12 protein-coding genes are annotated in these 12,675 nt (G+C 68.9%); 4 read left to right on the forward strand and 8 right to left on the reverse strand.

Features of this window, described 5'->3' with window-relative positions; genetic code table 11:
* Positions 1-78 precede the first annotated feature (78 nt).
* From MicroSTF_RS04285 to prmC, 4 genes are read right to left on the reverse strand one after another with little or no spacing between them, the layout of a single operon-like run.
* Positions 79-597 carry a hypothetical protein gene (locus MicroSTF_RS04285; RefSeq protein ID WP_315072955.1) on the reverse strand — a complete coding sequence of 173 codons (519 nt, stop codon included), beginning with the start codon at positions 595-597 and terminating at the stop codon, positions 79-81.
* Positions 597-1,766 carry an MraY family glycosyltransferase gene (locus tag MicroSTF_RS04290; RefSeq protein WP_021199370.1) on the reverse strand — a complete coding sequence of 390 codons (1,170 nt, stop codon included), beginning with the start codon at positions 1,764-1,766 and terminating at the stop codon, positions 597-599. Before MicroSTF_RS04290 ends, MicroSTF_RS04285 begins: the two co-directional genes overlap by 1 nt.
* The gene (locus MicroSTF_RS04295; RefSeq protein ID WP_322953817.1) at positions 1,763-2,497 is read right to left on the reverse strand and encodes an L-threonylcarbamoyladenylate synthase; all 735 of its coding nucleotides are present in this window, start codon (positions 2,495-2,497) and stop codon (positions 1,763-1,765) included. Before MicroSTF_RS04295 ends, MicroSTF_RS04290 begins: the two co-directional genes overlap by 4 nt.
* A 52-nt stretch (positions 2,498-2,549) precedes the next feature.
* The gene (gene prmC, locus MicroSTF_RS04300; RefSeq protein ID WP_322953819.1) at positions 2,550-3,410 is read right to left on the reverse strand and encodes a peptide chain release factor N(5)-glutamine methyltransferase; all 861 of its coding nucleotides are present in this window, start codon (positions 3,408-3,410) and stop codon (positions 2,550-2,552) included.
* A 100-nt stretch (positions 3,411-3,510) separates the two neighbouring features.
* On the opposite strand from prmC, the gene cysK reads away from it, so the two are divergent.
* Together cysK and epsC are read left to right on the forward strand one after the other, a co-directional pair.
* Positions 3,511-4,449 carry a cysteine synthase A gene (gene cysK / locus MicroSTF_RS04305; protein WP_021199367.1) on the forward strand — a complete coding sequence of 313 codons (939 nt, stop codon included), beginning with the start codon at positions 3,511-3,513 and terminating at the stop codon, positions 4,447-4,449.
* A gap of 8 nt (positions 4,450-4,457) precedes the next feature.
* The gene (epsC, locus tag MicroSTF_RS04310; protein WP_322953822.1) at positions 4,458-5,030 is read left to right on the forward strand and encodes a serine O-acetyltransferase EpsC; all 573 of its coding nucleotides are present in this window, start codon (positions 4,458-4,460) and stop codon (positions 5,028-5,030) included.
* A gap of 21 nt (positions 5,031-5,051) precedes the next feature.
* Here the strand turns inward: epsC and MicroSTF_RS04315 are convergent, their stop codons facing one another.
* Both MicroSTF_RS04315 and MicroSTF_RS04320 read right to left on the reverse strand, forming a co-directional pair.
* Positions 5,052-5,459 (reverse strand): phage holin family protein, encoded by a 408-nt coding sequence (locus MicroSTF_RS04315; RefSeq protein WP_031207104.1) that lies wholly within the window; start codon positions 5,457-5,459, stop codon positions 5,052-5,054.
* 70 nt (positions 5,460-5,529) lie between these two features.
* Positions 5,530-7,074, reverse strand: coding sequence for a CitMHS family transporter (locus MicroSTF_RS04320; RefSeq protein WP_322953825.1), 1,545 nt, complete (start codon positions 7,072-7,074; stop codon positions 5,530-5,532).
* Between the two features lie 168 nt (positions 7,075-7,242).
* Between MicroSTF_RS04320 and MicroSTF_RS04325 the strand changes: the two genes are divergently transcribed.
* The gene (locus MicroSTF_RS04325; RefSeq protein ID WP_322953827.1) at positions 7,243-8,886 is read left to right on the forward strand and encodes a sensor histidine kinase; all 1,644 of its coding nucleotides are present in this window, start codon (positions 7,243-7,245) and stop codon (positions 8,884-8,886) included.
* The gene (locus MicroSTF_RS04330) at positions 8,883-9,536 is read left to right on the forward strand and encodes a response regulator (protein WP_322953829.1); all 654 of its coding nucleotides are present in this window, start codon (positions 8,883-8,885) and stop codon (positions 9,534-9,536) included. The genes MicroSTF_RS04325 and MicroSTF_RS04330 overlap by 4 nt, the downstream gene beginning before the upstream one ends.
* A 21-nt stretch (positions 9,537-9,557) precedes the next feature.
* Here the strand turns inward: MicroSTF_RS04330 and prfA are convergent, their stop codons facing one another.
* Positions 9,558-10,637, reverse strand: coding sequence for a peptide chain release factor 1 (gene prfA, locus MicroSTF_RS04335; RefSeq protein ID WP_021199361.1), 1,080 nt, complete (start codon positions 10,635-10,637; stop codon positions 9,558-9,560).
* Between the two features lie 11 nt (positions 10,638-10,648).
* Entirely contained in the window at positions 10,649-12,580 is a 1,932-nt protein-coding gene (gene rho, locus MicroSTF_RS04340; protein ID WP_231494419.1) for a transcription termination factor Rho, read from the reverse strand.
* Between the last annotated feature and the right edge of the window lie 95 nt (positions 12,581-12,675).

Here is a 12,675-nt window from a genome sequence, read left to right on the forward strand (position 1 = left end):
GGTCGGTGTGCTTCACAGCGCAAGCGCTCGCGGGCGAGCGGCGGGCACGTCTCAACACTATCAGAATCTGAGGGTCCCCTAAGACCGCTGGCCACCCTCGACCGACCCGCCGTCGACGTGATTGGCCGCACCGGGGGCACGATCCTCGGGTACCTCGGTCGGCAGCGTGGTGTCGCTGACGTTCGGGAGCCGCATCTGGGTGAGCACGACGACGTCGATGACGAGCGACATGAGCACACCGGCGACGATCGAGAGGAAGAAGACCATCGGCTGCAGCCACGGCTGGCCGGCGAGGAGGATCATCACGACAACGAACAGGCCGAGCTTCAGCAGCCAACCGCCCAGGACGATCGCGAAGAACAGCTGCACGTACAGCGGATCCCCGAACCAGCGGTTGGCGATCAGGATGCTGAGTCCGGTGATCCCGAGGAAGACGGCAGCCAGGACGACACCGAGCAGGCCGCTGACGAGCCCCTCCCCCTGGGCGACGAGATAACCGACTCCGCCCGCCACGATCGCGAGCACCGCGGTGGCGATCGCCGACCAGATCAGCGTCCGGCGCAGGATCGGCGTGCTGGAAACGGGGCTCGGGCTCATCAGGACTCCACGGGTGTCGGTTCGGGTTCGGCGCCCGCTGCGCTCTTCCTGCGGCGGGTGGGACTCAGCGTGACGACGAGGCAGGCGGCGATGCCCACGATGCCGAAGCCGACGCCCGGCAGATACTGGCCGGGCCAGTCCTCCCGGGCACCGACGTACATCAGGAGGACGGCGAGCGAGACGACGGCCGTCCAGGCATAGAAGATGAGCACGGCGTCTCGGTCGCGGTGACCGAGATCGAGCATGCGGTGATGCAGGTGCTTCCGGTCGGGCGAGAACGGCGAGCGACCGGCGCTCATCCGGCGGAGCACGGCGAGCCCGAAGTCGAGCAGCGGGAGCAGCACGACCAGCAGTGGCAGCAGGATGGGCAGGAACGCGCCGACCAGCTGGGAACGCCCGAGACGCTCGGGGTCGAGGGCGGACGGGTCCATCTGCCCGGTGATCGCGATCGCCGATGTGGCCATCAGCAGGCCGATCACCAGCGCCCCGGAATCGCCCATGAAGATCTTCGCCGGACTCCAGTTCAACGGCAGGAAGCCGAGGCAGGCGCCGATGAGCACCGCCGCGATGAAGGTCGAGAGGTTGAAGTAGCTGGACGCGCCCGAGTCGCGCGTGAAGATGTAGGAATAGGCGAAGAACACACCGTTCGAGATCAGGCACACGCCCGCGACGAGCCCGTCGAGCCCGTCGATGAAGTTCACCGCGTTCATCACGATGACGATCGCGAACATCGTGATGGTGATGCTCAGCCAGCTCGATACCACGATGAGGTCACCGAACGGCAACGAGAGGATCTGCAGGCCGCCACCGACGGTGATGACGCCCGCCGCCAGGAACTGCGCGCCCAGCTTGATCATCCAGTCGATGTCCCACAGGTCGTCGACGACCCCGATGATCGCGATCAGCAGCGAGGCGCCGAGGATCGACCACATGGTCTGCGGGGGGATCCAGATGCTCTGGAAGAAGGGATTGATCGCGGAGAACCCGAACGCCGCGGCGATGGCGAGGAAGATCGCGACGCCGCCCAGACGGGGCTTGGGCGTGGTGTGCACGTCACGGTCGCGGATGGCGGGGTACAGCTTGAACCGGAGGCTCAGCTTCCACACCGCCCAGGTCAGTACGAACGTGATCGCGGCGGTGAGGATGATCGTGAAGAGATACTGCTTCACGAATCCCCGTCCTGGTCCGGTGCATGCTGGTGGCGATGCTCGTGCTCGGCATCGTCCTCGGGCTCGAGGAGATCTCCGAGCACCTCCTGCAGCTGCTCCCGTGTCACGGCGCCGTCGCGGAGGATGCGCACGCCTCCCGTCTCGGAGTCCGCACCGCGGCGGACCAACGAGGTCGCATCGACGATGGTCGACGCGATGCCGTTCTTGCTCAGTCCGTCCGCCAGGTAGACCGCGACGCTGTCACCCAGCATCTTCTCGGCGTCGTACGCGGAGATGGCGGCGGCCTCCCCCGTGAGGTTCGCGCTGGAGACGGCCAGTGGACCGGTCTCCGCGAGCAGTTCGAGTGCGACCCGCCCCTCCGGCATGCGGACGGCGACGGTGCCGAGCGTCTCACCGAGGTCCCAGACCAGCGACGGCTGCGCGGGCAGCACGATCGTGAGGCCACCGGGCCAGAACGCCTCGACCAGCCGCTCCACCGGTTCGGGGACCGATTCGGCGAGGGCGGCGAGTGTCTCCTTCGTGCCGATCAGCACGGGCGGCGGCTGGTCGCGGCCCCGCCCCTTCGCGTCGAGGAGCCGCTGGACGGCGGCCGGCGAGAAGGCATCGGCGCCGACGCCGTACACCGTGTCTGTGGGGATGACGATGAGGTCGCCACGGCCGATCGCCTGGCGCGCATGACGCATTCCGGCGAGGAGCTGCGACTCGTCGCTGCAGTCGAAGATGGTTGACATGACGGTTCGATTCTATGCGGCGCGGCCGGTGAGCACGCTCCGAGGTTGCTGATCAGGGTCGGAGTGCGGTGGTGGTGCGATCGCGCAGTGTCAGGTCGCGATGTGTCGCCGCCGCGCGCCAGCCGTCGAGGGTGAGGATCTCCCTGATCGATTCGCCCTGCAGTTCGCCGTGCTCGATGACCAGCGGGCCCCCGGGACGAAGCAATCGCAGCGCCCGCGAGCTGAGCACGCGCACGATGTCGAGCCCGTCCTCTCCCCCGTACAGCGCCATCGCCGGATCGAAGAGTCGCACCTCCGGATCGCGCGGGATCGCGGCGTCGGGCACGTACGGCGGATTCGAGATGACCACGGACGCCGTGCCCTCGAGTTCCGGGAACGCCTCGCCCAGGTCGGACAGGACGAGTGTCAGGTTGTCGATCCCTGCGACGTTTCGACGCGCCCAGGCGTGGGCATCCGCGGAGAGCTCGGCCGCGAAGATGCGGGCGTGCGGCACCTCGGTGGCCATCGCGAGGGCGATCGCGCCACTCCCGGTTCCGAGATCGATCCCGATCGGGGCGGGCTCAGCCGAGTTCAGCAGGGCGTCGATGGCGTACTGGACGACGGTCTCGGTCTCCGGACGCGGCACGAAGACGCCGGGACCGACGGCGAGCTCGAGGTGGCGGAACGGCGCGGTACCGGTGATGTGCTGCAGCGGCTCACGGGCAGCCCGACGGGTGATGAGGACGTCGAGAGCCGCTGCCGTCTCGTCGTCGACGTCGTCTCCGCGAACGATCGCCGCCTGCACCTCGCCGCGCCGACGGCCGAGCACGTGACCGGCGAGGAGCTCGGCGTCGACCAGCGGGTCAGGGACCCCGACGTCGGCGAGACGCTGGGCAGCCGTGCGGACGACGGCGGCGAGGGAGGTGTCGGACATGTCTTCCAGCGTAGAGCGCGCGCTGACGTCACAAAGCCTCGCCCATAGGGACGCTCCCCTAGGCTGGTGCGGCAGCGACCCCCGCACAGGAAGGCTCACCATGCCCGGTATCCACTCCGACATCACGACCGCTTTCGGCAACACCCCGCTCGTCCGGCTGAACAGGGTGACCGAGGGACTGGGCGCCACCGTCCTCGCCAAGCTCGAGTACTACAACCCCGCGTCGAGCGTGAAGGATCGGATCGGCATCGCCATGATCAACGCCGCCGAGGCATCGGGCGAGCTGCAGCCGGGCGGCACGATCGTCGAGTCGACCAGCGGCAACACCGGCATCGCCCTCGCGATGGTGGGTGCCGCGCGGGGCTACCGGGTGATCCTCACGATGCCTGCGTCCATGTCGAAGGAGCGCCGGGTCCTGCTCAAGGCGTTCGGCGCGGAGATCGTGCTCACCGATCCCACCAAGGGCATGAGCGGTGCGATCGAGGAGACCAAGCGCATCGTCGCCGAGACCCCGGGCGCGATCTGGATCCGGCAGTTCGAGAACGCCGCGAACCCCCAGATCCACCGCGAGACCACGGCGCAGGAGATCCTGCGCGACACCGACGGCGCCGTCGACATCCTCGTCGCGGGCGTCGGTACCGGTGGGACCGTCACCGGAACGGGCCAGGCGCTCAAGGCCGCCAAGCCCGGCGTCCAGGTGATCGCCGTCGAGCCCAAGGACTCCCCCGTGCTGACCGAGGGACGCCCCGGCCCCCACAAGATCCAGGGGATCGGCCCGAACTTCGTCCCCGACGTGCTCGACCGCGACGTGCTCGACGAGATACTCATGGCGGAGTTCGACGAGTCCATCCGCGTCGCGCGTGAGCTCGCGGCCAAGGAGGGTCTCCTCGTCGGCATGTCGTCGGGTGCTGCCGTCGCCGCGGCGCTCAAGGTCGCCGCCCGTCCGGAGAACGCCGGCAAGACGATCGTCGTCGTGATCCCGGACACCGGTGAGCGCTATCTCTCCACCGCGCTGTTCGAGGACCTGCGCGAAGACTGAGGCTGTCGATGGGCATTTTCGGGCGGATGCGCGAGGACATCGCGGCAGCGCGCCTCCGCGATCCAGCCGCGCGCAGCGCCGTCGAAGTCGCTCTGCTGTATCCCGGCCTGCATGCCATCTGGGCGCACCGCGTCTCGCACGCGCTCTGGCGGCGACGGCTGCGCCTGCTCGCGCGCGCCGGTTCGCAGGTCTCGCGCTGGCTCACGGGGATCGAGATACACCCCGGTGCGAGGATCGGCCGGCGGTTCCTCATCGATCACGGAATGGGCGTCGTGATCGGGGAGACCGCTGTGGTGGGCGATGACGTGATGCTCTACCACGGCGTCACCCTCGGCGGACGTACGCGGACATCGGGCAAGCGTCACCCCACGCTCGGAGACGGCGTCGCCGTGGGCGCCGGTGCCAAGATCCTGGGGCCCGTCACGATCGGCGCGGGATCCGTGGTCGGGGCGAATGCCGTCGTCACACGCGATGCCCCGGCTGACAGCGTGCTCGTCGGGGTGCCGGCGAAGCCGCGCCACCGCACGCTCGGAGAAGACACCAGGGCGCTCCTCACCGCTCCCGACCACTACGCGATCTGAACCCGGTGCCGTGTGGGCCCGTCAGCGGCGTGCGGACTTCACGGACTCGACCTTCTTGCGCAGGAAGATGAGAGGGAGCACCACGCTGCCCACCGCGGTGATCAGCCACACGATGACCGAACCGAGCAGCCAGCCGGTGAGGTCCGTGATGCGCAGCCCGCCGATGGGGAGCAGGACGACGACGATGAGGGAGATCAGCGTCGAGAAGATCCCGATGCCTCCCATCAGCACCGGCGCGTAGCGATTGGCGACCTTGGCGACCCACGGCGCGAGCACGCTCTGCAGGATCGCGAAGATCAGGATGCAGATGACGAAGCCCCACCACTTGTCCCATTCGATCTCGAAGCCGTCGAGCAGGAGGTCGGCGGCGATCAGGCCGAGACCGGCCGACACCACGTAGAGCAGGCCGCGGAAGAGGAATGTGATCACGCGCCGAGCATAGCGCTCCGCACGCCGGCCGACGGGGAACACGGCATCCGCGCTCCCCGTCGGCGGGTCGTCACTGCGCCACGAAGAACGGGACGGCGCCGGTCAGGATGCCGACACCGAGCATGACCAGCGAGACGATCGTCGCACGCCACAGCACCTTGCGGTGGTGATCACCGAGGTTCACGCTCGCGAGCGACACGAGCAGCAGGATCGCCGGCACGAGCGGGCTCTGCAGGTGCACGGGCTGCCCCGTGATGGACGCCCTCGCCATCTCGACAGGATCGATGCCGAAGTTCGCCGCGCTCTGTGCGAGCACCGGGAGGATGCCGAAGTAGAACGCATCGTTCGACATGAAGAACGTGAACGGGATCGAGAGGACGCCGGTGATCGGCGCCAGGAACGGTCCGAGGGCCGGCGGCAGCACGTTCGTGATCCAGGTGGCCATCGCATCGACCATCCCGGTGCCGGTGAGCACGCCGACCAGGACCCCGGCCGCGATGACCATGGAGACGACCCCCACGATGCTCGGAGCGTGCGCCACGATCTCCGACGCCTGTTCCTTGATGCCGCGGAAGTTGATGACGAGGGCCAGCCCGGCACCCACCATGAACACGTACGGCAGCGGCAGGATGTCGAGCACCAGCAGCACCATCACCGCGACGGTGAGCACCAGGTTGAACCAGATGAGCTTCGGCCGGAGGGTGGGGCGTGCAGGATCCAGCATCGTGTCGGCCATGGCCGTATCGGCGGGATCGACGTTCGCGGCCGAGACAGGGGCGTGTCCACCGGCGATGACCACCAGGTTCCCGGTGCGCAGCGACGCACGTGCACCCGGCTTCGGCTCGGCTCCGCGGAAGATCTTCGGCACCGTCGAGAGCGATCCCCCGTCGGCCCCGACCAGCAGCCCCTCGGAGTCCAGCCGTCCGAGTCGACGGCGTTCCTGCAGACCCAGGATCCACGCGAAGCCGAGCGTCACGACGATCCCGGCGCCCAGCGCGGGAAGCATCGGGACGAAGATGTCGGTCGGCTGCAGTCCCAGAGCGGTCGCCGCCCGGACCGTGGGCCCTCCCCACGGCACGATGTTCAGGGTGCCGTTCATGAGTCCGGCGACGCACGTCAGCACGACCGGGCTCATCCCCAGTCGGAGGTATATCGGCAGCATCGCCGAGGTCGTGATGATGAAGGTCGTCGAGCCGTCGCCGTCGAGGGACACCGCACCGGCGAGGATCGCGGTGCCGAGCACCACCTTGGCGGGATCGTCTCCGAGCAGGCGGGTGATCAGCCGGATGAGCGGATCGAAGAGCCCCACGTCGATCATGATGCCGAAGAACATGATCGCGAACATGAGCAGCGCCGCGGTCGGGGCCATCGCGCCGATCGCGTCGAGGATCATGTCGCCGAGGCCGAGGCCCGCTCCCGCGAAGAGCCCGAACGCGGTCGGTACGAGGATCAGGGCCACCATGGGTGTGAGGCGCTTGGTCATGATGAGCGTCATGAACGCGAGCACCATGGTGAATCCGAGGAGCACCAGCACCCACTCGGGCGGCACGAACGCCACGTCGTAGGTCGGCGCCTCTTCGGCGGCCGCGAACAGGCCGGTGAGTGCGTCTGGCATGCGTTGACTCCTTCGTCGTGGCTCCGTCATCGGCGACGGATCCTGTCGAGACTAGGCAATCGACCACGTCCGGGTGCGGTATCCCGCATTCCCCGACGTTGTGCGCGTAGCGTGGGTTCTGCGCATATTGCGCGGCAGGAGCGGAGGAGAAGCACGGTGCCGAGGACGATGTCGACCAGACCGCGGTTCGCCACGCGCGCCCTGCTGCTCCAGCTCGCCACGGTGACCCTCGTCGTCGCCCTCTGTACGGGCGTGTATCTGCTGCTCACCGTGCAGCAGTTGCGCGCAGAGGCCGAGTCGACCGCGTTGGGCATCGCCCGCACCCTCGCCGAGGACCCGCAGGTACGTGCAGAGGTCACGCGCATCTCGCTCTCGGACGGCACTCCCGACGCGGCGGAGCTGCGCGACGGCGACCTGCAGCGCATCGCCTCCGACGTGACGAGCCGCACCGGCGCGCTGTTCGTCGTGCTCACCGATGACAACGGCATCCGACTCGCGCACCCCACTCCCTCCCGCATAGGCGAAGAGGTCAGCACTCCCTACGAGGAGGTGCTCGCCGGCGCGGAGGTGGTCGACTGGCAGACGGGCACACTCGGCGAATCCGCACGGGCGAAAGTCCCCGTCCGCAACGACGCCGGTACGCCGGTGGGCGAGGTCAGCGTGGGTTTCGAGCGTGCCGGGGTATTCGATGATCTCCCTCCCCTGCTGACGGTGATCGGAGTCACAGCGGCGGGTGCGCTCGCCCTGGCCGGCCTCGCATTCCTGCTGCTCCGCCGGCGCTGGGAGCGTCTGACCTTCGGAGTCCAGCCGGAAGAACTCGTGGCACTCGTCCAGAACCAGACGGCGGTGCTGGACGGCGTGGACGACGGCGTCATCGCCGTCGACCCCCGAGGAGTGGTGCGCGTGAGCAATGCCGCCGCCGATCGCCTGCTGGGGCTCCACGATCCCATCGGAAGGCCCATCGAGGAACTCGGCCTGGCCACAGCCGTCCTCGAGGCGGCGACAGGCGCACGCACCCGTTCCCGTGCCATCGTCGGCGACCGGATGCTCTACCTCGACTCTCGCCCCGTGGTGCGCGACGGCCACGCGCTCGGCGACGTGCTGATCGTGCGTGATCGCACGGATCTGGTCGCCCTGACCGAGCGGCTGGAGACCGTCAGGACGATGACGGCGGCGTTGCGCGTACAGCGGCACGAGTTCGCCAACCGCATGCATGTGGCGGCCGGGCTCATCGACGCCGATCGGGTGCGAGAGGCGCGCACGTTCCTCGGCGAACTCGTGGAGCGGGGGCCGGTGGTGTTCCCCGTCGTCGGATTGGACCTCCTCGGCGATCCCTTCCTGCACTCGTTCCTCGGCGCCAAGGGCGTCGAGGCCGGGGAGCGCGGGGTGGCCCTTCGGATCGCGGACGACACCCAGCTGCTCGGGACCGTCCGCGAGGCGGAAGACGTCGCCGCCGTGCTCGGCAACCTCATCGACAACGCCGTTGCCGCCGCCGTCGCAGGCGAGCGGAGACCACGCTGGGTCGAGGTCGCCGTGCTGGACGACGGCGACGCCCTCGTGTTCACCGTCTCCGATTCGGGGTCCGGCCTCGGGGGCAGCGACCCGTGGGCGCCGCCGTCGCGGGAGCAGGTTGCCGCCGGAGACGTGCACGGGCACGGGATCGGGCTGCCCCTCTCGACGGAGATCGCCCGTCGGAGCGGTGGAGACCTCTGGGTGATCGATCCGGGCGGGCCCGACAGCGGCGCGGTGTTCGCCGCGCGCATCGGCGGAGCCATCGACAGAGCCCGCCACGATGAGAAGGAGAACACATGACCGAGCCTCTGCGCGTGCTCATCCTCGACGACGACTTCCGAGTGGCCCAGCTGCATCAGGGCATCGTCGAGGAGCACCCCGGCTGCACCGTCACCGAGACCGTCCGCTCCCTCGCAGAGGCACGCGACAGCATCCGCTCGTCGCGCCCTGACCTCCTCGTCGCCGACGTCTTCCTCCCTGACGGCGACGGCATCGCGCTCGTACGGGAGTCCGGGGTCGACGCCATCCTCATCTCCGCGGCCGACGACGCGTCCACCGTGCGCAGGGCGCTCCGGTCGGGGGCCGTGGGCTACCTCGTCAAGCCGTTCGAGCGACGAGCGCTGTCGAGCCTCCTCGACCGCTACATCCGCTATCGGAACCTCCTCAGCGGTGATCGTGCGCTGCGCCAGGAAGACATCGATCGCGCCGCGGCGATCCTGCACGGTGCAGGTGGGCCGGTGTCGATCTCGCGCTCGGCGACGGAGCAGCTCGTGCTCGCGGCACTCGGCGACGGCGAAGCCTCAGCCGCCGAGATCGGCGAACGCGTCGGGATCTCCCGCGCGACCGCACAACGGCATCTGGCGGCGCTGGCCGCCAGGACCGTCGTCGAGGTTCGACTCAACTACGGCACGACAGGACGTCCCGAGCATCGGTACATCGCACGGACCTGACTCGGGGCGCGTGCCCCTCGCTCAGGACTCGGAGCCGACCGCGGCGAGCCGGGCTTCCTCATCGGCGGTGATGGCGCTCTCGATCAGCGGATCGAGTGCGCCGTCCATCACCTGATCGAGGTTGTACGCCTTGAACCCGGTGCGATGATCCGCGATGCGGTTCTCGGGGAAGTTGTAGGTGCGGATGCGCTCCGAGCGGTCCATGCCCCGGATCTGCGATCGGCGGGCGTCGGAAGCCGCGGCGTCGAGTTCCTCCTGCTGTCGCGCGAGCAGGCGGGCGCGCAGCACACGCATGCCGGCCTCGCGGTTCTGCAGCTGGGACTTCTCGTTCTGCATCGAGACGACGATGCCGGTCGGCACGTGCGTGATGCGCACGGCGGAGTCCGTCGTGTTCACGGACTGGCCGCCGGGGCCGGACGACCGGAAGACGTCGATCTTCAGGTCGTTCTGGTCGATGTGGATCTCCTCCGGCTCATCGACCTCGGGGAACACGAGGACACCGGTGGTGGAGGTGTGGATGCGCCCCTGCGATTCGGTCGCCGGCACACGCTGCACCCGATGAACTCCGCCCTCGTACTTCAGGTGCGCCCAGACGCCCTGTGCGGGATCGGAGGACGAGCCCTTGATCGCGACCTGGACGTCCTTGTAGCCGCCGAGGTCGGATTCGTTGCGCTCGAGCAGCTCCGTCTTCCAGCCCTTGGAGGCCGCGTACTGGATGTACATGCGCAGCAGGTCGGCAGCGAACAGCGCGGATTCCGCGCCGCCCTCCCCCGCCTTGATCTCCATGATCACGTCACGGGCGTCGTCCGGGTCGCGCGGGATCAGCAGACGTCGGAGGCGCTCCTGCGAGAGCTGAAGCTCCTCCTCCATCGCCGGGATCTCCGCGGCGATGGACTCGTCCTCGCGGGCGAACTCGCGAGCGGTCTCCAGATCGTCGGTGGCAGCGACCCAGGCCTCGTACGCGGCGACGATGCGCGACAGCTCGGCGTAGCGGCGATTGACGCGCTTGGCCCGGGCGGCGTCGGCGTGCACCGCCGGGTCGGAGAGCTCCTCCTGCACCCGGCGATGCTCATCGATCAGAGTCTGGACGGACTCGAACACGGCTCAGCCGCTCAGCGGATGTTGTTGTCGTGCCCGTGCGCACCCGAGGGGAGCGTCGGGATCGACTTCTGCATCTGCACGAGGAACTCGACGTTCGAGTTGGTCTCCTTGAGCTTGCCGAGCACGACCTCGAGGGCCTGCTGCTGGTCGAGGCCGGCGAGGGCGCGACGCAGCTTCCAGGTGATCTTGACCTCGTCGGCCGAGAGCAGCATCTCCTCGCGACGAGTGCTCGACGCGTTCACGTCGACCGCCGGGAAGATGCGCTTGTCGGCCAGCTGGCGGGACAGACGCAGCTCGCTGTTGCCGGTGCCCTTGAACTCCTCGAAGATGACCTCGTCCATCTTGGAGCCGGTCTCGACCAGCGCCGTGGCGAGGATCGTGAGGGATCCGCCGTTCTCGATGTTGCGCGCAGCGCCGAAGAAGCGCTTGGGCGGGTACAGCGCCGACGCGTCGACACCACCGCTGAGCACACGACCCGATGCCGGGGCCGCCAGGTTGTAGGCCCGGCCGAGGCGGGTGATCGAGTCGAGCAGCACCACGACGTCGCGGCCGAGCTCGACCAGGCGCTTCGCGCGTTCGATCGCGAGTTCGGCGACGGTCGTGTGGTCTTCGGCCGGACGGTCGAACGTCGAGGCGATGACCTCGCCCTTGACCGAGCGCTCCATGTCGGTGACCTCTTCGGGGCGCTCGTCGACGAGCACGACCATGAGGTGGACCTCAGGGTTGTTCTGCGCGATCGCGTTCGCGATCTGCTGTAGGACGATGGTCTTTCCTGCCTTGGGCGGCGCGACGATCAGGCCACGCTGGCCCTTGCCGACCGGGGCGACCAGGTCGATGATGCGCTGGGTCAGCTTCTCCGGAGCCGTCTCCATGCGCAGGCGCTCCTGCGGGTACAGCGGGGTGAGCTTGCCGAACTCCACGCGGGTGGCCGCGTCGTCGATCGAGAGGCCGTTGATCGAGTCGACCTTGACGAGGGCGTTGTACTTCTGGCGCCCCTGCTGCTCGCCCTCACGCGGCTGCTTGATCGAACCGACGACCGCGTCGCCCTTGCGCAGGTTGTACTTCTTCACCTGACCGAGCGACACGTACACGTCGCTCGGACCGGCGAGGTATCCGGTCGTACGGACGAACGCGTAGTTGTCGAGCACGTCGAGGATGCCGGCGATCGGGATCAGGACATCGTCCTCGCCGATCTCGGTGTCGAACTCGTCGGTCGGCACACCGCTGCGGCGCTTGTTGCGCTGACGGTTGCGGTTGTTGCCACCGGCCTGGTCGTCATCGGCAGCGGGCTGTGCCTGCTGCTCCTGCGCCCCGCCGTTCTGCCCACGTCCGCGGTTGCGGCTGCGGTTGCGGTTGCGACCGCGGCCACCCTGCTCCTCGCCACCGTCGGACGAGTCCGAGTCGCCGTTCTGCGAGTTCTCCGCAGGCGCGGCGTCGGAACCGGTTTCCGCCGTCGGCTCGGCAGCGGGCGCCTCGGCGTCGGCAGGGGGCTTCTGTGCTCCGCGGCGTCCGCGCCCGGTCGTCTTGGGTGCGGGCTCGGCCGGAGCCTCGGCCGTGGCAGTAGCTGCGGCATCGGCAGCAGGCGCTTCGGCGGCAGCGGTATCCGCGGCAGGAGCCTCGGCATCCGCCTTCTTCGCACGGCTGCGGCTCGGGCGCTTCGCCTTCGGCGCGGCTTCGGCGGCATCTGCGCCGGCGGATGCGGAATCGGCTGCAGCCGCTTCCGGCGCGGCATCCGTCTTCGCCGCCTTCTCGGCCTTCGCCGCCTCGGCCTTCTCGGCCTTGGCCGCAGCCGTCGCGGTGCTCGCACGACGCGGCGCGCGCTTGCGGGCAGGCGCGGACTCGGTCGTCGACTCCGCGGATGCCGCGGGTGCCTCGGCGGTGGGCGCCGACTGATCGTTCTGGGTCTCGGAGAGGTTCTCCACGAGTACTCCCTTATATGTCATGGGGAATGAGCGTTGAACGCACACAACGGGTGCTGCGCGCGATCGCACGGGCTGACGCTCGGCGCCAGCCAGCCTCGGCAGGCGGCTCTGGAATG

The sequence above is a fragment of the Microbacterium sp. STF-2 genome (assembly GCF_034650155.1).
GTDB classification, from domain to species: Bacteria; Actinomycetota; Actinomycetes; order Actinomycetales; family Microbacteriaceae; genus Microbacterium; species Microbacterium maritypicum_A.

Bases quoted from the DNA above. Each gene is read 5' to 3' on its own strand.
- MicroSTF_RS04325 (WP_322953827.1), top strand. From the start codon at position 7,243: ATGTCGACCAGACCGCGGTTCGCCACGCGCGCCCTGCTGCTCCAGCTC.
- prmC (WP_322953819.1), bottom strand. From the start codon at position 3,410: ATGTCCGACACCTCCCTCGCCGCCGTCGTCCGCACGGCTGCCCAGCGT.
- MicroSTF_RS04295 (WP_322953817.1), bottom strand. From the start codon at position 2,497: ATGTCAACCATCTTCGACTGCAGCGACGAGTCGCAGCTCCTCGCCGGA.
- epsC (WP_322953822.1), top strand. From the start codon at position 4,458: ATGGGCATTTTCGGGCGGATGCGCGAGGACATCGCGGCAGCGCGCCTC.
- cysK (WP_021199367.1), top strand. From the start codon at position 3,511: ATGCCCGGTATCCACTCCGACATCACGACCGCTTTCGGCAACACCCCG.
- rho (WP_231494419.1), bottom strand. From the start codon at position 12,580: ATGACATATAAGGGAGTACTCGTGGAGAACCTCTCCGAGACCCAGAAC.
- MicroSTF_RS04330 (WP_322953829.1), top strand. From the start codon at position 8,883: ATGACCGAGCCTCTGCGCGTGCTCATCCTCGACGACGACTTCCGAGTG.
- MicroSTF_RS04285 (WP_315072955.1), bottom strand. From the start codon at position 597: ATGAGCCCGAGCCCCGTTTCCAGCACGCCGATCCTGCGCCGGACGCTG.
- MicroSTF_RS04320 (WP_322953825.1), bottom strand. From the start codon at position 7,074: ATGCCAGACGCACTCACCGGCCTGTTCGCGGCCGCCGAAGAGGCGCCG.